At 60.3% G+C, this 24,631-nt stretch carries 22 protein-coding genes; 5 read left to right on the top strand and 17 right to left on the bottom strand.

Annotated features, from left to right (window positions below; all coding sequences use genetic code 11):
* The first annotated feature begins 2 nt into the window (after nt 1-2).
* Entirely contained in the window at nt 3-953 is a 951-nt protein-coding gene (locus tag ACEOAC_RS06900) for a LysR family transcriptional regulator (protein WP_034331401.1), read from the top strand.
* Here the strand turns inward: ACEOAC_RS06900 and ACEOAC_RS06895 are convergent.
* From ACEOAC_RS06895 to ACEOAC_RS06860, 8 genes are all read right to left on the bottom strand, one after another.
* Nucleotides 950-1,561, bottom strand: coding sequence for a TetR/AcrR family transcriptional regulator (locus tag ACEOAC_RS06895; RefSeq protein WP_413443489.1), 612 nt, complete (start codon nt 1,559-1,561; stop codon nt 950-952). The two genes, ACEOAC_RS06900 and ACEOAC_RS06895, sit on opposite strands and share 4 nt — an antisense overlap.
* A 234-nt stretch (nt 1,562-1,795) precedes the next feature.
* Nucleotides 1,796-2,749, bottom strand: coding sequence for a PDR/VanB family oxidoreductase (locus ACEOAC_RS06890; protein ID WP_413443488.1), 954 nt, complete (start codon nt 2,747-2,749; stop codon nt 1,796-1,798).
* A 57-nt stretch (nt 2,750-2,806) separates the two neighbouring features.
* Nucleotides 2,807-3,982: an ABC transporter substrate-binding protein gene (locus tag ACEOAC_RS06885; protein WP_413443487.1), complete on the bottom strand. Its 1,176-nt coding sequence runs from the start codon at nt 3,980-3,982 to the stop codon at nt 2,807-2,809.
* 51 nt (nt 3,983-4,033) lie between these two features.
* Nucleotides 4,034-5,080: a Rieske 2Fe-2S domain-containing protein gene (locus ACEOAC_RS06880; RefSeq protein ID WP_413443486.1), complete on the bottom strand. Its 1,047-nt coding sequence runs from the start codon at nt 5,078-5,080 to the stop codon at nt 4,034-4,036.
* Between the two features lie 607 nt (nt 5,081-5,687).
* A complete protein-coding gene (locus tag ACEOAC_RS06875; RefSeq protein ID WP_413628756.1) occupies nt 5,688-6,080 on the bottom strand; it encodes a DUF4180 domain-containing protein in 393 nt (130 codons plus the stop codon).
* Nucleotides 6,077-6,946: an alpha/beta fold hydrolase gene (locus ACEOAC_RS06870; RefSeq protein ID WP_413443484.1), complete on the bottom strand. Its 870-nt coding sequence runs from the start codon at nt 6,944-6,946 to the stop codon at nt 6,077-6,079. Before ACEOAC_RS06870 ends, ACEOAC_RS06875 begins: the two co-directional genes overlap by 4 nt.
* Nucleotides 6,943-7,368, bottom strand: coding sequence for a helix-turn-helix domain-containing protein (locus tag ACEOAC_RS06865; protein ID WP_413443483.1), 426 nt, complete (start codon nt 7,366-7,368; stop codon nt 6,943-6,945). Before ACEOAC_RS06865 ends, ACEOAC_RS06870 begins: the two co-directional genes overlap by 4 nt.
* A gap of 942 nt (nt 7,369-8,310) precedes the next feature.
* Nucleotides 8,311-8,676: a winged helix-turn-helix transcriptional regulator gene (locus ACEOAC_RS06860; RefSeq protein WP_413628907.1), complete on the bottom strand. Its 366-nt coding sequence runs from the start codon at nt 8,674-8,676 to the stop codon at nt 8,311-8,313.
* 53 nt (nt 8,677-8,729) lie between these two features.
* Here ACEOAC_RS06860 and ACEOAC_RS06855 point away from each other — a divergent pair, with 53 nt between their 5' ends.
* Nucleotides 8,730-9,038 (top strand): hypothetical protein, encoded by a 309-nt coding sequence (locus ACEOAC_RS06855; protein ID WP_413628755.1) that lies wholly within the window; start codon nt 8,730-8,732, stop codon nt 9,036-9,038.
* Nucleotides 9,039-9,640: 602 nt separating this feature from the next.
* Here the strand turns inward: ACEOAC_RS06855 and ACEOAC_RS06850 are convergent.
* The 6 genes from ACEOAC_RS06850 to ACEOAC_RS06825 form a co-directional block, all read right to left on the bottom strand.
* Nucleotides 9,641-10,090, bottom strand: a complete 450-nt coding sequence (locus ACEOAC_RS06850; protein WP_413443552.1) for a carboxymuconolactone decarboxylase family protein — start codon at nt 10,088-10,090, stop codon at nt 9,641-9,643.
* A gap of 288 nt (nt 10,091-10,378) precedes the next feature.
* The gene (locus tag ACEOAC_RS06845; RefSeq protein ID WP_241812075.1) at nt 10,379-11,137 is read right to left on the bottom strand and encodes an SDR family oxidoreductase; all 759 of its coding nucleotides are present in this window, start codon (nt 11,135-11,137) and stop codon (nt 10,379-10,381) included.
* Nucleotides 11,138-11,268: 131 nt separating this feature from the next.
* Entirely contained in the window at nt 11,269-12,705 is a 1,437-nt protein-coding gene (locus tag ACEOAC_RS06840) for an MFS transporter (protein ID WP_413443551.1), read from the bottom strand.
* A 39-nt stretch (nt 12,706-12,744) separates the two neighbouring features.
* Nucleotides 12,745-13,353, bottom strand: coding sequence for a TetR/AcrR family transcriptional regulator (locus tag ACEOAC_RS06835; RefSeq protein ID WP_166758254.1), 609 nt, complete (start codon nt 13,351-13,353; stop codon nt 12,745-12,747).
* 153 nt (nt 13,354-13,506) lie between these two features.
* Nucleotides 13,507-14,493 carry an MBL fold metallo-hydrolase gene (locus ACEOAC_RS06830; protein ID WP_413443550.1) on the bottom strand — a complete coding sequence of 329 codons (987 nt, stop codon included), beginning with the start codon at nt 14,491-14,493 and terminating at the stop codon, nt 13,507-13,509.
* 321 nt (nt 14,494-14,814) lie between these two features.
* A complete protein-coding gene (locus tag ACEOAC_RS06825; RefSeq protein WP_413443549.1) occupies nt 14,815-15,210 on the bottom strand; it encodes a hypothetical protein in 396 nt (131 codons plus the stop codon).
* 337 nt (nt 15,211-15,547) lie between these two features.
* Here ACEOAC_RS06825 and ACEOAC_RS06820 point away from each other — a divergent pair, with 337 nt between their 5' ends.
* Entirely contained in the window at nt 15,548-16,573 is a 1,026-nt protein-coding gene (locus ACEOAC_RS06820; protein ID WP_413443548.1) for an acyltransferase family protein, read from the top strand.
* Between the two features lie 50 nt (nt 16,574-16,623).
* Here the strand turns inward: ACEOAC_RS06820 and ACEOAC_RS06815 are convergent, their stop codons facing one another.
* Together ACEOAC_RS06815 and ACEOAC_RS06810 are read right to left on the bottom strand one after the other, a co-directional pair.
* Entirely contained in the window at nt 16,624-17,256 is a 633-nt protein-coding gene (locus ACEOAC_RS06815; protein WP_413443547.1) for a LysE family translocator, read from the bottom strand.
* A 184-nt stretch (nt 17,257-17,440) separates the two neighbouring features.
* Entirely contained in the window at nt 17,441-18,340 is a 900-nt protein-coding gene (locus tag ACEOAC_RS06810; protein ID WP_413443546.1) for a LysR family transcriptional regulator, read from the bottom strand.
* Nucleotides 18,341-18,635: 295 nt separating this feature from the next.
* Here ACEOAC_RS06810 and ACEOAC_RS06805 point away from each other — a divergent pair, with 295 nt between their 5' ends.
* Both ACEOAC_RS06805 and ACEOAC_RS06800 read left to right on the top strand, forming a co-directional pair.
* Complete coding sequence (locus ACEOAC_RS06805) at nt 18,636-19,736, top strand: alkene reductase (protein ID WP_413443545.1); 1,101 nt, start codon at nt 18,636-18,638, stop codon at nt 19,734-19,736.
* Between the two features lie 344 nt (nt 19,737-20,080).
* The gene (locus ACEOAC_RS06800) at nt 20,081-23,851 is read left to right on the top strand and encodes an autotransporter domain-containing protein (RefSeq protein ID WP_413443544.1); all 3,771 of its coding nucleotides are present in this window, start codon (nt 20,081-20,083) and stop codon (nt 23,849-23,851) included.
* A gap of 25 nt (nt 23,852-23,876) precedes the next feature.
* On the opposite strand, the gene ACEOAC_RS06795 is transcribed toward ACEOAC_RS06800, so the two are convergent.
* Nucleotides 23,877-24,545 (bottom strand): SOS response-associated peptidase, encoded by a 669-nt coding sequence (locus ACEOAC_RS06795; protein WP_413443543.1) that lies wholly within the window; start codon nt 24,543-24,545, stop codon nt 23,877-23,879.
* Nucleotides 24,546-24,631 lie beyond the last annotated feature (86 nt).

Below are 24,631 nucleotides of genomic sequence, written 5' to 3'. Positions count from 1 at the left end.
GAATGGAACTCAAGGACATCGATCTCAACCTGCTGGTGGTGTTCAACCAGTTGCTCGTCGACCGCCGTGTATCGATCGTGGCCGAGAAGCTCGGCCAGACCCAGCCAGCCATCAGCAACGCGCTCAACCGCCTGCGGCGCCTGCTGGGTGACGAACTGTTCCTGCGCACCTCCAAGGGCATGGAACCGACCTCGCTGTCGATCCAACTGGCCGAGCCCATCGCCTATGCTCTCAGCGCCATCCACAGCACGCTCAACCAACAAGCCCTGTTCGACCCGGAACGCACCAGCCGCACCTTTACCATCGGCATGACCGATATCGGTGAGATCTATTTCCTGCCGCGCTTGATGGACACACTGGCGGGTATCGCACCCAACATCTCGATCAATACCGTGCGCAACACCACCATCAATCTCAAGGATGGGATGGAATCAGGCCACGTCGACTTAGCGGTCGGCCTGCTGCCGCAATTGAAGACAGGATTTTTCCAGCAGCGCCTCTTCGAGCAGAAGTACGTCTGCCTGATGCGACGCGGTCATGCCCTGGACAAGAAGAAGATCTCGGTGGAAGAATTTTCAGAGGCGGAACACGTGATGGTGGTGGCACCCGGTACTGGTCACGCCAAGCTGGACGAGGCCATCGAGCGCAAGGGGATCCGGCGCAACATACGCCTGTCGGTGCCACACTTCGTGGCCGTGGGCCATATCCTCTCGACCACCAACATGATCGCAACCGTCCCGGAGCGCTATGCGCGCCAGTGCCTGGCCCCGTTCAACCTGCGTTTCCTGGAGCATCCCGTGGACTTGCCAGAGACCGGGATCAACGTGTTCTGGCATGCCAAGTTCCACAAGGAACCAGGCAACCAGTGGCTGCGCCGGTTGATGTTCGATCTGTTCTCGGACAAGAAAAATGCCGCCGGTAGTACATCGATGCAGGAACCTGCCGGCCGTTAGTTCACACTGATGGCCGACTTGATCAACCTGGTCCAGTCCTTGAGAAGCTGCCTGTAGTAGCTATCATCGTGGCGCCATAGACGGTTGATCGCCATGCCCCTTACCAGGTTCAGGGTGAGATTGAGAATGGTATTGGCCTGCTTGGCAGAGAAACCCGCGGCACGAAACACCTGCAGCCACACTTCGTTGGTGGTGTCGCGATAGTGCTGCATCACCGGCAGGATCTGCTCCATCAGCTCGGCATCGGTGCGCGCCACGATGATGACTTCCAGCGCGGCCACGAACGGCCAGTCGAAATACACGCTCAAGCTGTCGGTAATGAAGCCCGCTACCGGATCCTTGACTGCCTGGGCCGACTTCGCTACCCGCTGGCCACGTTCGATCGCGACATCGTAGACGGCGGCGGTGGCGGCCACCACCAGTTCAGCCTTGGAATTGAAGTGATGCATCAGGGCGCCGTTGGACAGGCCGGAGCGGGTGGCCACCTCTTTGGTGGTCAGGCCGGCGTAGCCCTTTTCCATTAACACGTCGATGGCCGCAGTCAGCAGGCGGTCGCGCGCCTCGCGGGTACGATCGCTCTGGCTGCGGCGGGCCGGCTTTTGCTGCATCGCGCCGTCGCCCTGTCCGGTGGACTGCGCCAGACGGTTATCTACGTCGGTGTGCAGCCTAATTGACGAAGCGCCGGAGGAGATCATTTTTTGAAAGTGGAAGATTACCTGTGGGCATCCATTATACCGCCGCGCAACGCGGATTTCCGGCGCCAACGCATGTGTGGCAAGGTCCTCAGGCTTGCCGATTTCCTACAGGCGAGGCGGGTTCCACGTCCCGGTCTCGCCTTGCGCTCACAGATCCAGCACCAGTACCGGCGACCTGGCGCGCGAACAGCACGGCGTGAACTGGTCGCCCCGTTCCCGTTCCTGATCGGTTAGATACTGGTCACGATGATCCGGCACGCCTTCGCAGACCCGGGTAAGGCAGGTTCCGCAAATCCCTTGTTCACAGGAAACAGGGATTTCGACCCCCGCCTTGGCCAGCGCTTCCACGACGGTCTGCCCGGCCGAGACCGCTATCAAGCGGCCGCTGCTTTGCAGCTTGACCACGAAGGCATCCCCTTCCGCCACCGGCGCGGCAGTGAAAGCCTCGTAGTGGAGATGTGCCCATTGCATCTGCGCACAGGTATCCTGCACGTACTTGAGAAAGCCAAGCGGGCCACAGGCATAGACATGGGCGTCCGGCTCCGCATGGCCCAAGATGTCGCCTATACTCGGCCGCGCCACCCCGGGCGCATCATCGAACCAGAACGACACCATCGTACGCAGAGGCGACTGCAGTATCTGCGTATGAAAGGCCGTTCGCTCGGCGCTGCGGGTGAAGTAATGCAGGTGGAAGCGGCGCCCCTGGGCCAGCAGTTTCAAGGCCATCGACAGCAAGGGCGTCACACCGATGCCGCCCGCCAGCAGCACCACCGCATGTTCGCCGGGCACCAAGTGGAACAGGTTGCGCGGTTCGCCGATCAGCAGCGTGTCGCCGACAGCCACCTTATCGTGCATGGCCCGTGATCCACCGCGGGTATGAGGATCGAGCAGGACGCAGATCTGGTAGCGCTGGTGCTGTGCGGGATCGTTGCACAGCGAATACTGCCTCACCAGACCACCTGGCAGATGAACGTCGATGTGCGAACCGGCGCTGAACGGCGGCAAGGCCTGGCCATCGCAACGCTCAAGTTCGAAGAGGCAGATATCTAATGCAGCGCGGCGCTTCTCGACGACGCGCACGGGAATGGTCTTGAGGGTCATGGATGCAGTCCCGGGACGGCCGCTGAACCATCCCGTTGTGAAGTAAAGAAACGCTGATCAGTTCTTCAGCGGGCACTTGTCGTGATAGGCGTCCTCGACCGCCTTGAAGGGCGTGGCCACGGTCTTGAGGCTCAGCCGTCCCTTGCCATCCTTGGCCACTTCCAGAATGTGCATGTCCTGGATCGGGAAATGATTGTTGTTGAAGCGGAAGCTCCCACGTACGGAATGGAAATCTGCAGCCTTGAGCGCGGCCATGAACGCCGGCTTGTCCGCCACGTTGCCGCCGACCTTCCCGATGGCCGAGTCCAGCAATTGCGCGGCATCATAGCTTTGGGCCGCATAGTTGGAAGGAATTCGCCCATACTTCTTCTCGAAGTCCTCGACGAAGCGCTTGTTGGCCACCACCTCCAGATCCGGCCCCCAGAAGCTGCCGCTGACCATGCCCAGGGCGTTATCGCCAATCGATGGCAGGTTGATGGCGTCGGCTACGAACACCGACAGCAAGGGCACTTTCTTCATCAGGCCCGCCTGCGCATATTGTTTGGCGAAACTGACACCCAGACCGCCGGGGAAGAAGGCGAAGACCGCATCCGGTCTCGCCGCCGACACCTGCGAGATCTCCGCCGCGAAATCCAGCTGATTCAGCTGTGTGTAGAGCTCGTCCACCACCTGCCCCTTATAATGGCGCTTGAAGCCGGCCAACGTATCCTTGCCGGCCTGGTAGTTCGGAGCCATCAACAGCACACGTTTGTATTGGCGGTCGGTGGCATACTTGCCGACCACTTCGGCGGCCTGGTCACCCTGCCAGGCGGTGATGAACTGGTAAGCAGAGCATTGTGCGCCGGCGATCTGCGAGGGGCCGGCGTTGGAGCCGATCAGGAAGACCTGATGGTCGGTCACATACTTGTGCACCGCCATCATGATGTTGGAGAAAGACACGCCGGTGATGATCGGCACCTTCTCCTTCTCGATCAGCCGCCGCACCGCCTGGTTGGCCACATCCGGCTTGAGTTGCGTGTCTTCCTTGATCACCTGAACCGGCACATTGCCCAGCTTGCCGCCATTGCGTTCGACGACCAGCATGAAACCATCGTACTGATCGCGCCCGATCGAGGCCTGCGGCCCCGACAGTTCAGCGATGAACCCTATCTTCACCGGCGTCTGCGCAGCAGCCGGCACCCATGCGGCCGCGACCAGGGCGGCCATGGCGGCGCCTTTCCATGCATTCTGCATTGTTGTCTCCTCTCTGGTTTTTTATTATGGGTATTGCGAATCGGCTGTCTGTCAGCCCATCGTAGCGCTGCCCTGACGCTCAGCAGCCAGCATGCGTTCCAGTGCACGGCGCATGCGTACCGGCCCGGCATCCACGCTCAGCAGTACCGGCTTCATGTCCCAGAAGTTGGCCTCGCCGAGCGCGGCCTGCTGCGCATCGAGCATGGGCTTGTCCTGCTCCTCGAAGGCGAAGCGACGCAATTCGGCATAGCGCGCCGCTTCCTCGGAGGTCATCACGGTGCCCGATGGCAGTGCAGCGGCAAAATGATAGTGAGTAGTGCGCTCGGTTTCGGGGGTCAGGATGTGTACGCCGAAATACCAGCCCTTGTCTTCGCGCTGGCCGCCCGGCGCATGCACACCCGAATCCAGGATGAAGCTGCTGGGTGGAATCCAGCGCATGTTGGTCCACATGTCGACGTGCCTGCCATCGCGCTTGTACAGCATATCGAAGATGCCGGGCACGCTGACATTGGGCATCCACCGGTTGCAGATGATGTGGCTACCCTCCTCCTTCACCTCCTGGTCGGCCCCCACCTGCTCCGGACTACCCAGCAGGCCATCGTGAAGATAGGTGATATGGCTCAGATCGAGCAGGTTTTCCGCCATCAGCTCATAGTTGGCGTTGATGTGGATATAGCCGCCGGTGCTGGTCCGATAGCCCGATTCAGGCTCCAGGACACTGTAGTCCGGGATCTGCGCGGGATCGCCCGCCCCCTCTCCCATCCAGATCCACAGCATGCCGTGCTTCTCGTGCACGGGATAGGACCGTACCTTCGCCGCCGCCGGAATCTTTCCATCACCATGGGGATTCTTGACGCATTTTCCGGAGCAGTCGAACTGTAGACCGTGATAGCCGCACTCGATTCTATCGCCGCGCAGGTTGCCGAGATGCAGGGGAATGAAGCGATGCGGACAGCGATCCTGAAGCGCCACCGCCTCACCGTTCTGCTTGCGATAGAAAACCACCTGCTGATCGAGCAAGGTCCGATGGAACATTTCGCCTGGTTTCACTTGTGCCGCCCAGCACGCGACATACCACGCGTTCGTGATGAATGCCATTCTTGTCTCCTCAGTTGAATAATTATTTGTTTGAGAAATTCTACATCAACATATATACAGAGCAAGCGGTTTGTAAATATTTTTGTATCGGTTGTCCGGCGTTGGAATTCCGGAATGAAACAGTTCGGCGAGTTCCATTGTCTTCCCGACTTTGCCACGCGCTCCAACGCTTCTTCACGGCCTGACTTGCCCCTCGCCAGCCGCCGGCGGCTCGCCACGCATCGCCGCAGTTCACCGTCCGGCGACCCAGTATGCGGATTGTGCGTGATGTGCAAGACCAGCGGGCCGACGGCGAACCGGATGGCGGGCACGGGCGTGGCCAGGCTCCCTCCCCGGGGTCAACGCGGGAAAGGTAAGTCCTGACATGATGGCAACATGGGAAGAGAAGCTGAACCTAGAGTAAAGCCATCGCCAGGATCGTCATGCACTGCAGCCAGCGCGTTGACATCCATGGACGCATACCTCGAGTAACCAGGATCGCCGTACAGCAACCGATGGCAATCCCGTCAAAGCAAGCCAGGTACGCATACAGAAAGCCACCTTCATCTCCCTGGTGCGCCCAACGGTATACCCGCCATGGCTTCTCGCCTCAGCCAAACGCGTGTCACTACGATGGCCGGCGCGGTGCAAGCGCGTTGGAGCTCAGCCGGCTTTCCAGGTCGGTAAGACGGTCGAGAAACCAGACCGCGTTTCCGCGATTAGATTCTCGGACATAGTCAGTAAGCGCCTGACTGGCATCAAGATGGCGGCCGAGCTGGCCGAGAATGGCGAGCGGCATGCGGTAGTTCACGAAGCGCTGGACAAGCCGGCCCGCCAATCCGGACGACAGCTGGAAAAAGGATTCGTCCAGGCAGCTGGCATCGATGGCCACCAGCTGCGCACAGCGCTCCCATGCGGCACTGAACAAGGAGTCCGTATCACCTTCGCTGGCAATACGCCCTTCCTGGGCCGGGCAATGCAGTATTCGGACCGGGCCCATCGAAATGATCACGCTTCTCATGGCGTACCGCGCGCGTCAGGCGCGAGAAGAAATGCCTGGATGGTTTCAGCTTCACGGGTGATGAAGTGAAAGGCCTCTGGCCTCCAGTGTATGCAGGCGTGCGGAACGCACCGTTCAAGCCGCGCCCGCGTGTGGGCCGAATCAAGCAGCACGTCTTTTCCTCCCAGCACTGCCATGACCGGAATGGCCAGCGAACCCAGAGCAGCATCGCTGAACCTGGGTAGCACGATAGGTTGAATGCGCGCATGCAGGCCGATGTATTCCATCAGCGAGGCAAGCTTGGCATGGAATGGCGACAGCGCGCCGGCAACAGGTCCGATCACCATGCGACGTATCTTGCGCAATCCCCACTGCCCGAGCATCAAATAGGGCCAAGCTTTAAGCAGGAATGCCCGTTGCCGTCCGATGCCGGCGGGCGAGATGAGCACCAGTTGCGCCACGCGCCCTGGACGCGATACTGCGTAGCTCAACGCCATCCAGCCACCCAGCGAAATGCCCGCGAACGAGGCGTTGACCAGTCCAAGCCCATCCATCAGGTCGTCGAGCCAGCATAGGGCCGCGCGACTGGCTGGAACCAGGCGGGATGGCGCGCTCAATCCGGGCTGGCCTGGCAAGTCAATGATATGGACACGGAAGTGCCGTGCCCATATCGCTGCGTCCACCAGCCAGCTTGCCGCGTTGGCCTGCGCGCCATGCAGCAGCACCAGCGGCGGCCCTTCGGACGGGCCGCAGGAAAGCACGAAGGTTTCTCCCATGCCGCTTGGCACCATGCAGTGGGTATGGGGGACCGGCCACTCATCCAGCAGTTCGCGATAGCGTGCCAGGGCAAGGCGCTCTGCATCACGCGTCCTGAATATTGGCGTCATTGCGCCACGCCAAGAAAAGAGTCGAGTGCCTCCAACACCGATGCGGCCTCTCTGGGCGAAGCAACCAGAATGATCTTCAGATGGCTTTCCAGCGGGTTATATGCGGTATCAAGATGCATGGGCTGACCGTGTCCTCCCCGGCTGATCAGCAAAGCCTGCAGGTTGGTTGCGATGCGGCTGGCAAATTCGGCCGATATCCCGGGTACCTCTACGATGCTCGTGGTACGCGCCACAATTTCGCCTTGGCCCGCTACTGGCGCCGCCAAACCGGCAAAGTCATTCAGGTCCGGACCGGAAATCCGATAGGACTTGCCGATCTTGGAGGCCCGCAGGCGGCCCTCCCTGATATGGCGCAGCACTGTCTTGACGTGCAACTTGAGTCGCCGGGCGACTTCTTCAACGGTGTAGGTATTTCCATGCATGGCGTCATTCTATACCGAGTTTATCCCAAATGTTACCAATATAGGTAGCGATTAAGACATTTCGAATTCCCGTTTGGCCCCAATCCGACTTGTGGTAGCCGGACGGCGATTGTCCATGAGGGGCGCATAAGCGAACGGGCGCCTTCGGAAGGCGATGGAAAGATGGAAGCTGATGGCAAGAGGCAATCCTGCAAGCCAGGCGACATGGATTGCGTTGCTTGCCGTGGTGGATACAGGCGACGCGATATACCAGGTATTGATTCAGGTCCAGCGGACCGGCGGTGTAGTCAGCGGCGGAGCTAGGGAAGCCGGCATGCAGCTTGTGTGTGATGTGCAGGGCCAGCGGCCCGCCGGCGAACCGGGCCGCCGGGGCGGGCTGGACGAGGCCCTCTGGCGGGATCGGCGCGGGATAGGTGGTGCACGTCATATCGATAACTAGGGGGGGTGATTTTTTCAATAAAACTGTACATACGTACAGTTAAAATCACTTTCCCGGCCCTGCGCGCGCGGTTGCCCCCACCCCGCGCCTGCCCGCTACATATGTCGGTTTTGACTCAAATTTGCGTCAGGCGCCGAGTCCCGGCCAGCCTAGCTTTCCCCGCCAAACGGCGGTGCTCAAATTTGATGCATTTTGACGCACCGAATGGTGTCTTTATGCCACAGGAGTACCCGCAGCGATCAAATAGTCGAAATCCCCGCGGTAACCACATAGATTTTGATGTTCGGTCGTGATATCAAGCTCGCCTGTAGGTGTAATCGATATTGTGATATCTCCTTGACATGGCTGCTTTCGTCCGATACTGCCGTCCGTTGCTACCGAATTTAAGAATCTTGCCAATTCCGGATCGCAGTCGCCGCCTGTGAGAATGGATTTCGCGACTGCGCCGCAGCGGGTCGCTAAATTCGTACAGTAAGGCCTGACGCCCTTCGATACCAATTCGTCTAAAATGTTGATTTGCTCGCAGATTTGACCCTCTCCATTTGACCCACCTTCCATTGCCTGCTGAAGGCAGCCACCCGGTCATACGACCCCTCGTATCCCAGTTCTCTTAAGTCCAGGAACATCTGTTTCAGGGTCCTTCTTTGCTTCCGAGATTTGACCGCCTCTGCGCTGAGCCAAGCAGAGAGCCTGGCGGTGAATTCATCGAGCGAGCTTGGCGAACGCCTTGCTGGATAAGCGGGTTCGCTGACATCGGATCGGATGTAGCGGCGAACTGTGTTGCGGGAAATGTCGAGCCTGCGAGCGATTTCCCGAATTGAGATGCGGTCTCTGATGTACCAGCGTCGAATAATTCCAAGTAGGGCCACGTCTATCACTCCGTTCTCCCGCTCGCTGTCATGAGCAGGATTGTGGTCTAAACATGGGTCAACTTTGGATGCAAATTTCCTGGGAAAGTGGGTCAGTTTTCAATGCAAATCAACAAGCTATTGATATTGGTAAGAAAATGCAGTCTCGGCAGACACAAAGCAGAACGCGGAGAAATGCCCCAGCTAAAGTTTACAAAAAACCTGGCTCAAAAAAGCCGGCGGCTCAAGCAGCCAAGAAGGAAGGCGGCACTAAAGGGAAAGGAAAATGGAAATCCGGTACAGCAAAGAGACCTTTAGCCACGCCCCAGACAAGCGCATCTGCGGTTGCCTCTGAAAAAAAACTTGCTGGGCGACCTAAGTAATTACTCGCTCGCCAACGCTCATCGAGCGCAACAGAATCAACGCCGATGCATGGCTCACGGCTCATGAGAAAAAGCCTCGCAACTATGTTGGCCATTGCAATGATGGTCAGCCTCTGGTTCTCGCTGGGCGGTCTGTTCTATATCTGGGCTATTTCGGTTCTAATCGGTGGGCAGGGGGCCTAAGCTAGCTTCACCCGCCGTTTCTGAATAACAAATCCCGCCCATGATTTGAACATACAAACGCCCGCACAATGCGGGCGCTTGTCTTGGTAGTCGAAGGCGGCTTCTGGCCGATTGCGGCCACGAAAAACTTTATCAGTATCGCCAATGACATTCGCATTCAAAACCAAAAAGTCCGCTCCGCAATTCCAAATCGAGAGGCGTCCTTATTGGCCTTGCAGGCCGTCGTTTTTTGAATGGCGGAGCAAAAATTCCCCTAACCAATTGATTTATATAATTTTCCTCGCAGATTCGTAATCAGTAGGTCGACGGTTCGATTCCGCCCATCAGCACCAGCGCATAAAGGGTTCCAGGCATTCGCCCGAAACCCTTTTTCTATTTGGCGATGCTGGTACGAAAAGCCTGCCCTCGTCCCTCAAATGCTAAGCCTTCGCAAGCGGCTTCATGCGAAAACTGATTCCCATCCGATTAATGGCATTCATCGCGGCGATCACGATGGTGAGTTCGACCAGATTTTTTTCACCAAAGACAGAAAGTGCCGCCGCGTATGCTTCATCCGAAGCATGCGTTTCGCTGACACGCGTTACTTCCTCGGTCCAGGCGAGCGCAGCGCTTTCCTGGTCGGAGAACAGATAGCTCACTTCCTCCCACACCGGTACCAGGACCACCTTATCGACCGACATCCCGCTTTTGATGAGGTCGCGCGTATGGATGTCGATGCAGTGCGCGCATCCATTGATCTGTGAAACCCTCAAGAAGACCAGATGTATCAACTCACCAGGCAAGTCGGTGCCGGTCGTTACGTAATGATGAAGCGCGCCTAGCGCCTTGGCGCCCTCGCCGGAAACTTGAAACCAATTCGGACGTTTCATAAATTCTTCCTTGAAGTTGGGTTGTGCGGGTTCAATGTCGAAAGCCCGCTACTTCCAAGACGGCTAGACGATCCCGTCTGTGACAACTTCTAAAGAATTTTTCTTAAATGCATCTCCAATAAAGCTTTAGGTCTCTCTCCCGAAGTGCCGAGTAGTTGAAACCGCGAGCGATCTCTTATGGAATCAAATCAAAATAAGAGTCTCCTCGGCAGCCATCCCATTCGACAAGAGAGATCACCACACTTCAACCGGCAGAGATCTACCGATCCCTGCCATCCGCTGGAATGCTCAGATCTGAGAAAGACCTCCATCCACCGTCAGTTCAATCCCGGTAATGTAACGAGCATCTGGAGACGCAAGGAACAACCCGGCACTCGCAATCTCGGCCGGATCAGCCATGTAACCCAATGGGGTGATCTGGGAAACGTACTCTTTCAGGCTATCGATCTGCGCGTGGTCGAGCTTGAGGCTGTTGTCCATCAACGGCGTGCGCGTAAACCCCGGACTCAGCGCATTGACGCGGATCTTGCGTGCCCGCAGATCGTTGGTCCAGGTGCGCGCGAAGGACCGCACTGCCGCCTTGGAGGCGTTATAGACGCTCAGTTCAGCCATGCCATTGCTCGAACAGATGGAGGATGTCAGCACCACGGAAGCGCCATCCGACAGCAGCGGGAGCAGTGTCTGCACGGTGTAGAACACGCCCTTGACGTTGATATCGAAGGTACGGTCGTAATCCGCCTCGGCGGTCGCCCCGAAGGGGTGTTTCTCGCAGATGCCGGCGTTGGCAAAAATCGAATCGAGGCGGTCACCGCGCTTTTCGATTTCGGCTTTCAGATATTCGAGGTCCGCAAGCCTGGAGACGTCGGACACCACCGCCACCGCTGAGTCACCCAGGACACCAAGGGCCTCATCAAGACTCTTGCGTGAGCGACCTGTCACGTACACCCGCTTGGCGCCCTGCGCAAGCAGGCCTTGTGCGATCGCCAAACCAATTCCGGTCGAACCGCCGGTGACAACAGAGACGTGATTCAAAAATTGAGAAGACATCGAGATTCCTATCGTGATCAAGTGGGACAGCATTTACATTGCATCGCTACAGAGATGCGCGGGACCGCGCTGCGGTCTGGCTCTGGCTCTGGCCTTCGTGCAGCGTGGTGGGAGATTTTTTCCGTGACCATCTACCGACGAGAACGCGATGCACGGGCAACCAACAGCGCCGCGACCGTCAGGCTGGCGGCGACACATACCATCGCCCAGCTGAAGGCATGCGCCAGGGACGATGGCGTATGGCGGGAACCCGCCAGACTGAAGAACACGCTGCCGATGACAGCCACGCCCAGGGCCGCACTGATTTGCAAAGCGGAATTCACGATCCCGGCCAACATGCCGGAACCACCGGCCGGCGCAAGATCGATGACCGATCGCACCAGCGTGGGCACGGCGATCCCCTGCCCGAATCCAATCAGCGAGAGCGCGATCACGACGCCTGCCAGTGCCGGTGCCCGCGCGGCGGGTGTGGAAGCCACCACTGCACTGAGAATCAGGCAGCCGACGACTTCCAGCGCCATCCCCAGTACCGGAGTCCAGCGTCCTAACCGGCGCGCGGCGGCGGGTGTCGTCAAGGGCCCGATCAGGAAGCCCAGTCCGCACGGCACAAACATCAAGCCGGTCGCAAATGCGCTCATCCCAATCGCCTCCTGTAGATAGATCGAGAAGGTGAGAAAGAAGGCCGAGACCACATAGAAGAACAACACTCCGATCATCCCCAGCACCAGGCCAGGTGCATCGGCCAACTGAGGCGCGACCAACGGCGTTCCACCGCGCTCCGTGAGCCACCGCTCGTAGCGCCAGAACGCAACGGCAAACCCCGGTGAGGCGAGCAGCATGAGACAGGTCCACCACGGCCAGCCGGCCTCAGGCCCTTTCACCAGTGGTACCACCAGCAGGCCCAGCGAGAGTGCACAGAGCAGCACGCCCATCCGGTCCAGCCGCGCCGGATGTGGACTGCGCGTGTCCGGCAACAAGGGAATTCCGCCGAGGAACACGAGCGCCACGAGCGGCAGGTTGATCAGGAAGATGACCCGCCATTGCAGGGCACCGACATTGGCCGCAATCAGCAGTCCACCGAGCGCCTGGGCGGCAATCGCTGCCAGTCCGATGGTCGCGCCGTACATGCTCAGCGCCCGCGCCCTCTCCCGCTCGGGAAACAGCGCCTGAATCGATGCCAGCCCCTGCGGCGCCATGATCGCCGCACTCAAGCCTTGCAGCAGCCGGCCGGCGATCAGCATGGCAGGCGTAGGCGCAACACCACAGAGCAGCGACGACAGGCCGAAGCCCGCCAGACCTGCGAGAAACACCCTCTTGCGCCCGTACAGGTCTCCCAGCCGTCCCCCGGTGATCAGGAACACCGCATACACGGCGGCGTAACCGGATATCACCAGTTGCATCTCGGCAGGATCGGCACCCAGGCCGGTACGGATGGACGGCAGTGCGACATTGACGATGAAGAAATCCAGCGGCGGCAGGAAGGCCCCCACCAGCAAGACGGCAAATGCCAGCCATCGACGCGGATGGGGCGCATGCTCTGCGTGCGAAGAGGTAGTGAAAGAATTCATTAAATATAAACCGATAGGTTCCAAATTGAGCAAAAAAAATCAGTCGAGCAGTCGCATCGCCGTTTCGACGACAGCGGTCATTTGCTTGTCTACTGCTCCTACCTTTCCAAGCGTGCGCATGCCGTGAGTCAGGCTGACGATCACGGTTGCCAAGGTTTGTGGATCGTGATGCGCGGGAATTTCCCCGCTGGCCTGCCCACGCGCAATGGCTTTGGCATACGCATGACGGATACGGTCGACCATGGCCTTGACTCGCTCGGCGACATCATCGTCGTGTGACACCATTTCCATCGCCGTTGCGACCAGCATGCAGCCGCGACGCCCTTCTTTGCGGCAAGACATTTCCGCCAGGCGCATCAGGGTTTCCCGTATCGCGGCTTTGGCCGATCCTGGCTGCTCCAGCGTGCTGAGCAGACGAACCAGCGACTGGGAAATATAGCGGTCGAGTGCGGAAAGAAACAAGCCATGCTTATCGCCGAAAGCCTTGTACAGGCTGCCCCGTGACAGCCCGGTGCCATCGATCAGGTCGACCAGCGACGTGCCGTTGTAACCACGCGTCCAGAAGACCTGCATCGCCGATTCGACGGCGGCATCGATCTCGAATTCGCGCGGACGTCCTGGTCCTGATGGGAGATGGGATAAGCTCATGGAATATTTGGAACCGAATGATTCCGAATAATACCGACTGCGATTTATTGATGCAAGTAGAAATTATTGGCAGACGTTGCCAACAACAAAAAGCGGCTCGCCGATGGCAGCCGCTTCTGGTCGATGGTCACATCATCGCAACGATCAATACGCTCAGCGCGCCAGTGCGTAGTTGATCGGCACCCAGCGATACCCGCTGCCATCCTTGACGATATGTCCAATGCCAGGGAAGGACAGGTGAGCAGCCGCAATCAGTTCCCGGGCATCTGCCACCGCATCGAAAGCCTTGCGGCGATCGCCCATGGCTTCATGTTCGTCGGTATCGAAACCGATGGTGACATCTGGCTGCGGGAACTGTACCGCCGCCACATGGATCATGTCACCCACGATCAACAGGCGCTGGCCCTTGCTGCTGACCAGGTAGGCATTGTGACCAGGGGTATGACCGTAGTTGGCCACGCTGGACACACCCGGCTGCAGCTCGCCGTCACCCTCGAAGGGGCGGAACTTGCCGGCCGCGATATAGGGCTTGAGGGACTTCTCCGCGACCTCGAAGAATTCCTGGTTGATGGCGCTGGCCTTGGCCTTGTTGGCCGGGTTGAGCCAGTAGTCGGCATCCTTCTTGTCGGCCCGCACGACGGCCTTTGGGAAGACGCGCTTGCCCTTGTGCGTGAGACCGGCTTCGTGGTCGGGATGAAGGTGGGTCAGGTAGACCTCATCCACCTGGTCCGGGCGATACCCTGCCGCTTTCAGGCTGGTGAGCAGGTGGCCACTGTCGGCATCGAGCACGCCGCCAGCACCGGTGTCGATCAGGATCAGTTTCTTGCCCGTGTTGACCAGGAAGGCATTGACCGAGGTTTCCACCGGATCAGTGACGAAAGCTGCCTGCAGGCGCTTGTCCAGATCTTCCTTGCTGATCCCCTTGAGCAGCTTGCCGGCCGGCAGATGGTTGGTGCCATCCGACAGTGCGGTGACTTCGATGTCACCGATCATGGTGCGATAGAAACCCGGCTGATTCTTCAGCATCGGCGCCTCGGCATGCGCTGCCTGGGCCACGGCGAATATCATGGCGGCAGCAGCGAGAGGACGCAGCAGTGGGGTGAGCGAGCCTGCGCGGATCTGGCGAAGGGAAGTGGACATTGTTGTTTTCCTCAGAGGGTCATTGAAGCCGACCGTTTCCGGCACGCGGTAGGCATGCATGGATGGCCGTCCGACTGATCGGGACGATGCCATTACCGGCCAGAAGGATCGATGGGCGAAGCGAGGCTGCGAGGGCACAGGTCGCACTGCGCCGAACGACGGCGTGAGCCCCCATTGCAGCTCTGCCACAGGGCGCAGTGTGGACAGTGCAGGAGGGAGTGTCTAGTTATACGAAAGGATAGGCGAAAGGTATTGCATCACGCATCACGCATCGCGGATACAGACGTTACCGTGACGGCTGACACAAGGGACACAAGGAACTCAAGGGACACAAGGCCGGATCGAGATGATGCGTCCCGATCCGGTCTCCCAGAATGGATTTGAACATGCTCCAGAAGCCCATGCGACATGGATCGTCGGCTTCGGCGTTCTGGCCGGCCGCTGCTTGACCGCCGGCAGTTCCGACACTTCCATGCACCATTGACGCAGCGCAGTCAGATCTTCATCGATAGGGACACCGGCCGTGTCTGCAAACGCGAGACCCGCAAACGGAGTGACAAACAGGATCAGCTCCGAACCATCATAGCCATCGGCAAACCCGTACTGACGCATCGCATCGATTTCTCCACCTGGCTCGCAACCCCCATTGCCGAAATGATCGGAATCCGCTCCAGTGAGAGCCAGCACCACACCCCGGAGCTGGCTGCTTTCAATCAACCTTTCTTTACGCTATAATTTTTTTTGCCATTAAACAGCTTATTTTTGGCAAGAGTGCCGCACTCCCGTAAGTCGACGCTCGTCCCGACTCCGATTCAAAAGGGTTCCTGGCCTGTGCCTGGAACCCTTTTCCATATGTGGGGCAACTGCCATTCCGTCCTGCGATGAAGAGGGAAATGCGTGATGGATGCCACTCAGCGTGGGGAGGGCAAAGATGAGGTTGAGCCCCCCCGATCGTGACAGGAAGCCGGACGCACTATGCAAACCGGTATTTCCTACCGGAAGAACGTAATCCCACTTAGCTCTCGGATCGGTGGCATTACCCAGGAAAGTAAAAATGGAACATAACAAGAATTTGGATGCGGTCAGGGGATGTGCCATTCTGCTGGTCATACTGGCACATTGGGCCAGTTCTCCGCTGGGGACGGAGCAGACGCAATACATCAATTTGCACTGGTTCTCGGGATGGTTTGGAGTTGACCTTTTCTTCGTGCTGAGCGGTTATCTGGTATCGGCCTCACTGGATCGCATCACCCAACGGCAGACTGGCTCGGCCATTGCATTCATATTCCTTAGCCGTCGCTGGTGCCGCACGATGGGGCCTGCGTTCTTTTGGCTGGCATTCTGGCTGACCGTAGTAGTTATTGTGGGAGGTGGTACTCACACAGGCTCGGTAAGAAACAACATTCATCACGCGATTGCTGTGCTTTTCCAGTACGCAAATCTCTACCTGTATTTCAAGTGTGTGAAGGTATCCGAATGCGGGGTGTTCGGATATTACTGGAGCCTGTCCCTGGAGGAATGGTTCTATGTGATGTTGCTGGGTATCTTCCTGTTCCGCCGCAGAATCGCACTGGTATTGGTGGTCCTGTATGTGGCGGTGTGGGCCCTGTCAGCTCCTTTGATGCTCAACGCGTGGTTCCGCATCGACGGCATGATAGCCGGCTGTCTCATTTACCAGTATCGGGATCACCTGCCGAAACTCTCACCCAAATGGGTGCCGCTGCTGGTCATTGCCCTGGGCGTCAACTCGGCCATACCAATACCGCATTTCCATGCCTCGGTCGTTATCATCTGCAGTCTGCTTGTCATCATCTCGCTGAAAAACCATGACTTCTATCCGCAATGGGTGGTCTGGGTCGGAAAAATCTCGTACTCGCTGTATCTGGTCCATACACCTTTGATCGCCCTGATGTCCGACTATGGCGGAGGCTACCTCTTCCTGCCACTCATGGTCCTGCTCGGCTATCTGGGTTACCGCTATATTGAAATCCCGTGCCAGGCCTTTGGCTATGCCATGAGCCAACGAATCGAAGACAAATACGCAGCCCGCGCTACCCGCTCTTTTTCCGATACTGCTTGATACCTTGTTGACACGAATGCTCGCGCTAGCGTCCTGACGCTGCAACAACGCTATGCAGCAGGCCGCTTGGCCAGCGCCAGGATGGCGCCGAACAGAATCATGGTGCCGCCGCTGATGCGGTTCATCCAGCGCAGGCCCCGGGCATTCTGGATCACGCCGGAAAGCCGGCTGCCCGCATAGGCGTAGGCCGCGATCGCGACCACTTCCAGGCTCAGGAAGATCCCGCCGAGGATGAGGAAACTGACCCAGTAATTGCCGGGAACCACGAACTGCGGGAAAAAGGCAGTGAAGACCAGGATCGCCTTGGGGTTGCCGATGGCGACCAGGAATTCCCTGCGGATGAAGGTGCGGATATCGCCGTGCGCCTGCTCTCCCGCAAGGCCGTCAACGGACAGCGTCGCCCTGGAAAAGAAGACCTTGAAACCCAGCCAGACCAGATAGGTGGCGCCCAGCAACTTGCAGACCGTGAAGGCCAGTTGCGACGCCATGAGCAATGCTCCCATGCCCAGCGCGGCCACGGCGATCATGATCGCAAAGGCGACCAGGCGCCCGACGGAGGCCAGAATTGCCAGCCGCAAGCCGTAATGCGCGCCGATGGTGATGGACAGCAGATTGTTCGGCCCGAAAGCCATGTTCAATGCAAAGCAGGCCGGTACGAACAGCAGAAGCGTATCAAGAGGCATGATGTGACCAAGTAGGGGTTCGGGAAAACCTTCATCGGCGAAGGCAGGAGGAGCAATGATACAAGCGATCGCCCTATCGGCAATCCGCAAGACATTACCGCGTTAGTCGAAAATGCTACGCGCACCGACGCCCGACCCTCGTACACACCCTGAAAACGCCCCGCCGCCACCGCTTACCGGCACTTCAACCCAGGGCCTGTGCCACCTCTGCCACCAGCTTGCGCAACCAGATATGCGCCGGATCATCGCGATAACGCACGTGCCAGGCCATGTGCAGCGGAAAAGTACCGAGATCGACCGGCGTCGGCAATACCTTCAATCGGGTATCGTGGACGAGCCGCTTGCAGATCAGCATGGGCAAGGTCGCACAGTAATCGGTCGCGGCCACGATCTCGGGGATGGAGGCGAAATGCGTGACCGAGACGGCGACCTCGCGTCGCAGGCCCCTGCGCTCCAGCGCCTGGAACAGGCCAGTGCGCAGACGGCCGGGTGGCAGCACGTTGACGTGCTTCATGCGCTCATATTGTCTCTTGCCGATGCGCGTGCCGATGACCGGATGGTCGGCCCGTACGACGCAGGCCAGGCCATCCTCGCCGATGTGCTGCACCACCAGGTTATCCGGGGCGTCATTGATGCGTCCCAGCACCATGGCGGTATCGCCTGAACTCACGCCGGTCTCGGCCAGGTCGGTACCAAAAGGCAAGGTGCGCAGGCGCACACCTGGCGCCACCACGCTCAAGCGGGCCACCAGCTGCGGCACCAGGACAAACTCGACATAGCTATTGGGCGCGATGGTGATCAGGTGATCGGCGCGCGCCGGTTCGAAGGCCTGCTGGCCCAATACCACCGCATCCATCGACGCCAGTGCCGCCACCAGCGCGGGGGCAAGCAATTCGGCCTTGGGCGTGGGGCGCATGCCGTAGCGCTCGCGGATGAACAGGGGATCCTGCAGGGTCAGGCGCAGCCGGGCCAGCGCATTGGACAAAGCTGCCTGCGTCATGCCCAGTCGCGAGGCGGCCCGCGTGACGCTGCGCTCCTCCATCAGGGCGACGAAGACCGGCAACAGGTTGAGGTCGTATTTCATATAGAACTCATTTCATAAATAGGCGCGAGTGCGAGCGAGTCCCGTTTGGGATGAAGTGCAAGGCGCGAATTTGGGTCAAGACTGGGCGTCTTGACCCAAATTAGTAACGCAGCAATTCGCCCAAACGGGCCGCTCCCTCCGGGTTCTGCCCAGAACGCATCTCACGACTATTTATGAAATGAGTTCTAGATATATTGTCTACGATAAATCTGTTTTATCAATAATAAATTGGCCGAATTTCTTCCCATTGCCGATGATGACGACCATCACCACCTCACCAGAAGGAGTCAACATCATGTCGCACACCGGATCTGATCTGTTTTCCCCCACCCGCATCGGCGCCATCGACGTCGCCAACCGTATTGCCATGGCCCCGCTGACGCGCTCGCGCGCTGACATGCAGGGCATGCACAGCGAACTGGCCATCGAATACTATCGCCAGCGCGCCTCGGCCGGTCTCATCATCAGCGAAGCCACCAATATTTCGCGCGAAGGCCGCGGCTATGCCTTCACCCCAGGTCTCTACACCGAGGAACACGTCGCGGCCTGGCGCAAGATCACCGATGCGGTCCACGCGGCAGGTGGCAAGATCGTCAACCAGCTTTGGCACGTAGGCCGGGTCTCGCATAGCTCATTGCAGGAAAACGGCGCAGCGCCGGTCGCCCCCTCGGCGATCCAGGCGGGCGAGCTGGTATTCCTGGAGTCGCAGACGCAGGCAAGGCCCTCCATGCCACGTGCTCTGGAGACTGCCGAAATCCCGCGCCTGCTGGAGGACTATCGCCACGCTGCGCGGCTGGCCAAGGAAGCCGGCTTCGATGGGGTGGAAGTGCATTCGGCCAATGGCTATCTGCTGGAGCAGTTCGTGCGCGACAGCACCAATCACCGCACCGACCAGTACGGTGGCTCGCTGGAAAACCGCGTGCGTTTCCCGGTGGAAGTGGTCACCGCCGTCGCCGATATCTGGGGTGCCGATCGCGTGGGCGTGCGCCTGTCGCCGCTGACCCGCTCGGCCGGTGACATCCCGCTGGACAGCGATCCCGAGCGTACCTACCTGTACTACGCCGAGCAACTGGGCAAGCTGGGCCTGGCCTATCTGCACTGCGTCGAAGGCCAGACCCGGGGCAGCAACGCGGCATCGGAATTCGATTTCAAGAAGCTGCACGCCGCCTTCGGTGGCCTTTACATCGCCAACAACAGCTACCAGCGCCAGATGGCGATGGATGCGGTCGCCTCGGGGCATGCCGACATGGTGGCCTTCGGCCGCCCCTTCATCGCCAATCCCGACCTGGTGGAACGTCTGCGTCTGGACGCCCCCTGGGCGGAGGCCGACCGCAACACCTTCTACGGTGGCGGTGCCGAAGGCTATACCGACTATCCGACCTACCAGGCTGCCTGACTCGATGACCTGGCTGGCACTGCCGTCGCCCGTGATGTTGATGGGGACGGCAGCGCCGCCTCCTGAAGCCCGCTCCCTGCCCTGCCCAAGCCTGTTCCAGGGCTGCGTACGGCCACGCCGCAATCCCACCCAGTGAAACCGAAGTACCGGTCAACGGGAATGATCATGCCTCCCCTATGCGCAAGATCACAAAAAATCATCACTCCCACCAAAAATTCGTTTTGATGCTTGTAAAATCCTTACGGGTTTCCGTAAAGATCAATCAACAACAAGCATAGGCTGCAACGCCAGCTCATCCGCTAAGAGATGTCGGCAACAGGCAGCCTCTACCCAGGGGGGGAATCATGCAATCGAAGCGCAGCTTCGCTCATGCAAGACCGTTGCCAGTCAGTGCACTGGCAACACTGCTGCTGATCGGCAGCGCCGCGCACGCCCAGGTGGCGTCGTGGACCGGCAACGTCGACAACAACTGGACCAACGACAGCAACTGGCAGTGGACGGGGGCAGCACCCACGTCCACGGATGCTGCGGTCATCAACGCCTATCCCGGTGTCGATCCGGTGCTTTCCAGCAACACCACCATTCAGGCACTGACCGTCGGCGGCAGTACGGTGGGCAACCTGCAGATCAACCAGGCGACGCTGAACACCTCGTCGGTCCTGATCGGCAACAGCAACGGTTCCAACGGCACCATTACCGTCACCGGCAGCGGCACCAATGGCAGCGCCAGGCTCAACAGCAGCAGCGATGCGACCGTCGGCCTCAATGGCGTCGGATCGTTGACGCTTGACGCCGGTGCGGTCGCCAACATCAGCGGTACCACCTATGTCGGTGGTGCCAGCGGTGGCGTAGGCAACCTCACGATCAATACCGACAGCAGCCTGATCGGCAACGGCCTGGTCATCGGCAACACCGGGGCGGTCGGCACGATGCAGGTCGATGGCGGTGTCGTCAACATGAGCGGCTCGGTGGTGCTGGGTAGTGGCGGTGGCAGCAATGGCAGCGCCAGCCTGATCAACGGGACGCAATGGCTGATCGGCGACCGGCTCACAGTCGGCAGTGGCGGCAGCGCCAGCCTTTCCATTACCGGTGGTTCCACGGTGGATTCCGTCACCGGCGTGATCGGTACCGCCGGCAGCACACTGTCCACCGTCAATATCAGCGGCGTCGGCAGTCGCTGGACCAATACCGGTTCGCTCTTCGTGGGCACGGTCAACAATGGCAACCTCACCATCAGCGACGGTGCCAATGTCAGCAGCGCCAATACGGTGATCGGGCGCCAGGACACCTCCAACAGCAGCGTCAATGTCAGCGGCGCCGGTTCTTCGCTGGCGGCGGGCAACCTCACCGTGGGCGGTGACGCCAGCTCCGGTTCCACTGGCGGCACCGGATGGCTCACCGTCAGCGGTGGTGCCAATGCCACTGCCGCGGTCGTGCATCTGGGTGACATCACTGGCGCGCGCGGTACGCTCACGGTCAACAATGCCAACTTCACCGCCAGCGATCGCCTGTCGATCGGCTACGGCGACGGCGCCAGCGGCAACCTCAGCATCAGCAATGGGGGCGTAGTCACCGATACCGGCGCCCTGGTCGGCCACCTGGCCGGCAGCAGCGGCAATGTCACCGTGTCCGGCAGCGGCAGCAAGTGGATCAACACCGGCGTGCTCTACGTGGGCAACGTCGGCAATGGCAACCTGACCATCTCGGGAGGCGGCAACGTCACCAGCACCGATGGCTATGTGGGAACCGAAGCGGGGTCCAACAGCAGCGCTCTGGTCACTGGCAGCGGCTCGGTCTGGAACCACTCGGGAGACTTCTTTGTCGGCCACAACAATGGCGCCACGGGCAGCGTAGTCATCTCGGCCGGTGGCCGTATCAACGATGTGCAGGGCTTGCTGGGCGACCTCAATGGCGCCTCCGGCACCATGACGGTGACCGGGGCCGGCTCCACCTGGAGCAGCAGCTCGGACGTCAACGTCGGTCGTCTGGGCAACGGTACGCTGACCATCTCCGATGGCGGCCAGGTCACCGGCAACCGCAGCTATATCGCCAACAATGCCAACAGCAACGGCAGCGTGACGCTGACCGGTGCCAACTCGGCCTGGATCACCACCAATTCCTTGCATGTCGGGGCCGGTGGCAATGGCACCCTGACCATCAGCGACGGTGCGCGCGCTACCGCCTCGGTGATCCGCATCGCCACCAGCAGTGGTTCCACAGGTACCCTCAACGTCGGTGCCGCCCCTGGCAGCACGGCAGCCGCGCCTGGCCAGCTCGACACCACATCGCTGGCTTTCGGCGCCGGCAACGGTACGCTGAACCTGAACCACAATGCCAGCGGCAGCAGCAACTACACGCTGGCAGCGGCCATCTCGGGCAACGGCACGATCAACCAGCTGGCCGGCGAAACGGTCTTCAGCGGCAACTCGACCAGCTTCGCCGGCAGCACCAATGTCAATGGCGGCAAGCTCAGCGTCAATGGCGTGCTGGGCGGCACAGTGCGCGTCAACAGTGGCGGCACCCTCTCCGGGACCGGCACGGTGGGCAGCACCACGGTGGCCGCCGGTGGCACGCTGGCCACGGCCGGCACTTCGACGCTGACGGTCCAGGGCAATCTGAACCTGCAGGACGGCGCCACCACCCAGGTCAGCACCAGCGCCGACGGCAGCGGCGGCCTGATCCAGGTCAACGGCAATGCCGCCCTGGCCGGCAGCCTGTCCATCGCCGCCGGCAGCGGCGCCTATGCGCTGAGCACGCCCTATACCATCCTGTCGACCAGCGGCACCGTGAGCGGCAGCTTCAATGCCGTGCGCAGCGACTTCGCCTTTGTCTCGCCTACGGTCAGCTACACCGGCAATGCGGTGCAATTGACGATGGCGCGCAATGGCAACAGCTATGCCTCGGTCACCACCACCGGCAACCAGGCCAGCGTGGCCAATGCCCTGACCCAGGCCGGCCAGTTGGCAAGCCTGTCCAGCGCCATGCGCGCCAAGCTGGCGCTGATCGACGGCCTGTCGGCAGTGCAGGCGCGCAGCGCCTTCGAGAGCCTGGGGGGGCGTGCCTATCAGGGCCTGTCCACGCTGGGCCTGATGGGCCAATCGCTGCAGACCCTGGGTAACCGCAACATTGGCGGCGGGTCCGCCTTCTCCGGCGGCAGCGGTTTTGCGATGAGCCAGCTGCAACTGGCCTCGGCCGAGACGGATCGCTATGACTACCAGTACAGCGCCGCCACCATGACCGACAGCAGCAATGGCAGCAGCGGTCTGTGGCCCCTGCGTGTGCGCGAAGATGGCGGCGCCTGGGCGCAGGTTGCGGGCGGCCATGGCAATACCCGCTCCGACGGCAATGCCGCCGGCTACACCAGCAACAGCAATGGCCTGCTGATGGGGGTGGAACGGGTGCTGGATGATCGCTGGAGCATGGGCCTGGCCTATCACTACGACAATACCCGCCTGGCCTACAACACCGCCGGCGACAGCGCCAAGGTGGAAGGCCATCAGGTCGCCGTGTACGCGCAGTACCAGAGCGGTGACTGGCGCTTCAAGGGCATCGTCGGTTATGGCCGCAACCAGTACGCTACCCAGCGCAGCATCGTGATCGGCAATGATGTCTCGCGCGCGGCCGGTGACTACAACGGCGATGAACTCGGCCTGCATGCCGAGGCCAGCTATCGCATCGATCGCGGCAGCTACGTGTTCGAGCCGCTGGTCTCGCTGCAAGGCACGCTGCTGCGCCAGGACGCCTTCTCCGAAACCGGTGCCGGTGCGCTCGGCCTCAATGCCAGTGCACAGACTTCACGCTCGGCGGTGTCGATGGTAGGTGCCCGCTGGCACCTGCCCCTGCGCGAAGATGGCAAGCTGCAGAGCGAGCTGCGCGCATTCTGGAGCCATCAATGGCTGGATGCCGGCGGTAGCCTCAATGCCTCCTTCCAGGGCGCGCCGGGCGTCAACTTCCAGGTCGCCGGCCTGCAACAGAAGCGCGACGGCCTGGTGCTGGGAGCCGGCCTGTCCGGCAAGCTGGGCCAGGCGTCGAGCCTGTTCCTGGACTACAACCTGGGCCTGAACGACCTGCAGACCCAGCACGCCGTGGTGGCGGGCTGGCGTTATCGCTGGTAACTTCCTGGGCAGCAGTGCGGATCCCTCAGAACAGGAAGCCGCTCTGCTGCCCGCCGGCCTGCGCCTTGGGCGCGGGCCACGCCTTCATCTGCGTGGCCGGATAGTTCAGCAGCATCGCCGCTGCGCGCTCGGGCGTGCCGGCATTGAGCCATTGCCGGTAGAGCGCGCGCGGGATGATGACCAGGTTGCGCTTTTCCTCTCCAGGCTTGTGAAAACGCTGCATCAACGGATGCTGGTCAGCGTTGATGGTGATCTGCGTAAACGAAAAAGCATAGCCGCCCTCGGCCTCTTCCCAGGCGCGCCAGAGGCCGGCCACGCAGAACGGTTGGTCGTCGGCCATGCCGATGGCCCAGCGCTGGGCGCGGCCGGATTCATAGTTCGGTTCATAGAAGCATTGCATCGGCAACAGGCAGGTATGGCCCTGGCGCCAGGAGCCGGCATAGCTGCGCTTCTCGCCGATGGTTTCGGCACGGGCATTCATGGTCGATATCTGCAGACCGGGTTGCAACTTGCGCCGGGGCATCATGCCGTAGGTGCCGACGATCAGCTCGGGCTCGCCCTGCAGGCCAGCGCGCACCACCGGAGCAGCATAGTCCTGCCAGGTTTCCTCGGGCCAGTCCGGGGTGGCGCTGGTATCGGCCCCGCTCAGGGCGGTAATCTCGGATTTGGGGGTGGGCTTGTAGTTGACGCACATCGGTGACGGTTCCTCACGCTGAAGGCGGCTGATTGTGCCATAGCAGACCAGGTCCGGGGGCATGGGCCGGCACGCGGCCGGCCATG

The sequence above is a fragment of the Herbaspirillum frisingense genome, assembly GCF_047325095.1.
Lineage (GTDB): Bacteria > Pseudomonadota > Gammaproteobacteria > Burkholderiales > Burkholderiaceae_D > Herbaspirillum > Herbaspirillum frisingense.
Note: the sequence above shows the minus strand (reverse complement) of the source record. Positions and strands in the feature narration are given on the sequence as shown.

Excerpts from the sequence above, each read along its gene's own strand:
- ACEOAC_RS06900 (WP_034331401.1), top strand. The coding sequence starts at position 3 with ATGGAACTCAAGGACATCGATCTCAACCTGCTGGTGGTGTTCAACCAG.
- ACEOAC_RS06895 (WP_413443489.1), bottom strand. The coding sequence starts at position 1,561 with ATGCAGCAAAAGCCGGCCCGCCGCAGCCAGAGCGATCGTACCCGCGAG.
- ACEOAC_RS06890 (WP_413443488.1), bottom strand. The coding sequence starts at position 2,749 with ATGACCCTCAAGACCATTCCCGTGCGCGTCGTCGAGAAGCGCCGCGCT.
- ACEOAC_RS06885 (WP_413443487.1), bottom strand. The coding sequence starts at position 3,982 with ATGCAGAATGCATGGAAAGGCGCCGCCATGGCCGCCCTGGTCGCGGCC.
- ACEOAC_RS06880 (WP_413443486.1), bottom strand. The coding sequence starts at position 5,080 with ATGGCATTCATCACGAACGCGTGGTATGTCGCGTGCTGGGCGGCACAA.
- ACEOAC_RS06875 (WP_413628756.1), bottom strand. The coding sequence starts at position 6,080 with ATGAGAAGCGTGATCATTTCGATGGGCCCGGTCCGAATACTGCATTGC.
- ACEOAC_RS06870 (WP_413443484.1), bottom strand. The coding sequence starts at position 6,946 with ATGACGCCAATATTCAGGACGCGTGATGCAGAGCGCCTTGCCCTGGCA.
- ACEOAC_RS06865 (WP_413443483.1), bottom strand. The coding sequence starts at position 7,368 with ATGCATGGAAATACCTACACCGTTGAAGAAGTCGCCCGGCGACTCAAG.
- ACEOAC_RS06855 (WP_413628755.1), top strand. The coding sequence starts at position 8,730 with ATGGGTCAACTTTGGATGCAAATTTCCTGGGAAAGTGGGTCAGTTTTC.
- ACEOAC_RS06850 (WP_413443552.1), bottom strand. The coding sequence starts at position 10,090 with ATGAAACGTCCGAATTGGTTTCAAGTTTCCGGCGAGGGCGCCAAGGCG.
- ACEOAC_RS06845 (WP_241812075.1), bottom strand. The coding sequence starts at position 11,137 with ATGTCTTCTCAATTTTTGAATCACGTCTCTGTTGTCACCGGCGGTTCG.
- ACEOAC_RS06840 (WP_413443551.1), bottom strand. The coding sequence starts at position 12,705 with ATGAATTCTTTCACTACCTCTTCGCACGCAGAGCATGCGCCCCATCCG.
- ACEOAC_RS06835 (WP_166758254.1), bottom strand. The coding sequence starts at position 13,353 with ATGAGCTTATCCCATCTCCCATCAGGACCAGGACGTCCGCGCGAATTC.
- ACEOAC_RS06830 (WP_413443550.1), bottom strand. The coding sequence starts at position 14,493 with ATGTCCACTTCCCTTCGCCAGATCCGCGCAGGCTCGCTCACCCCACTG.
- ACEOAC_RS06820 (WP_413443548.1), top strand. The coding sequence starts at position 15,548 with ATGGAACATAACAAGAATTTGGATGCGGTCAGGGGATGTGCCATTCTG.
- ACEOAC_RS06815 (WP_413443547.1), bottom strand. The coding sequence starts at position 17,256 with ATGCCTCTTGATACGCTTCTGCTGTTCGTACCGGCCTGCTTTGCATTG.
- ACEOAC_RS06810 (WP_413443546.1), bottom strand. The coding sequence starts at position 18,340 with ATGAAATACGACCTCAACCTGTTGCCGGTCTTCGTCGCCCTGATGGAG.
- ACEOAC_RS06805 (WP_413443545.1), top strand. The coding sequence starts at position 18,636 with ATGTCGCACACCGGATCTGATCTGTTTTCCCCCACCCGCATCGGCGCC.
- ACEOAC_RS06800 (WP_413443544.1), top strand. The coding sequence starts at position 20,081 with ATGCAATCGAAGCGCAGCTTCGCTCATGCAAGACCGTTGCCAGTCAGT.
- ACEOAC_RS06795 (WP_413443543.1), bottom strand. The coding sequence starts at position 24,545 with ATGTGCGTCAACTACAAGCCCACCCCCAAATCCGAGATTACCGCCCTG.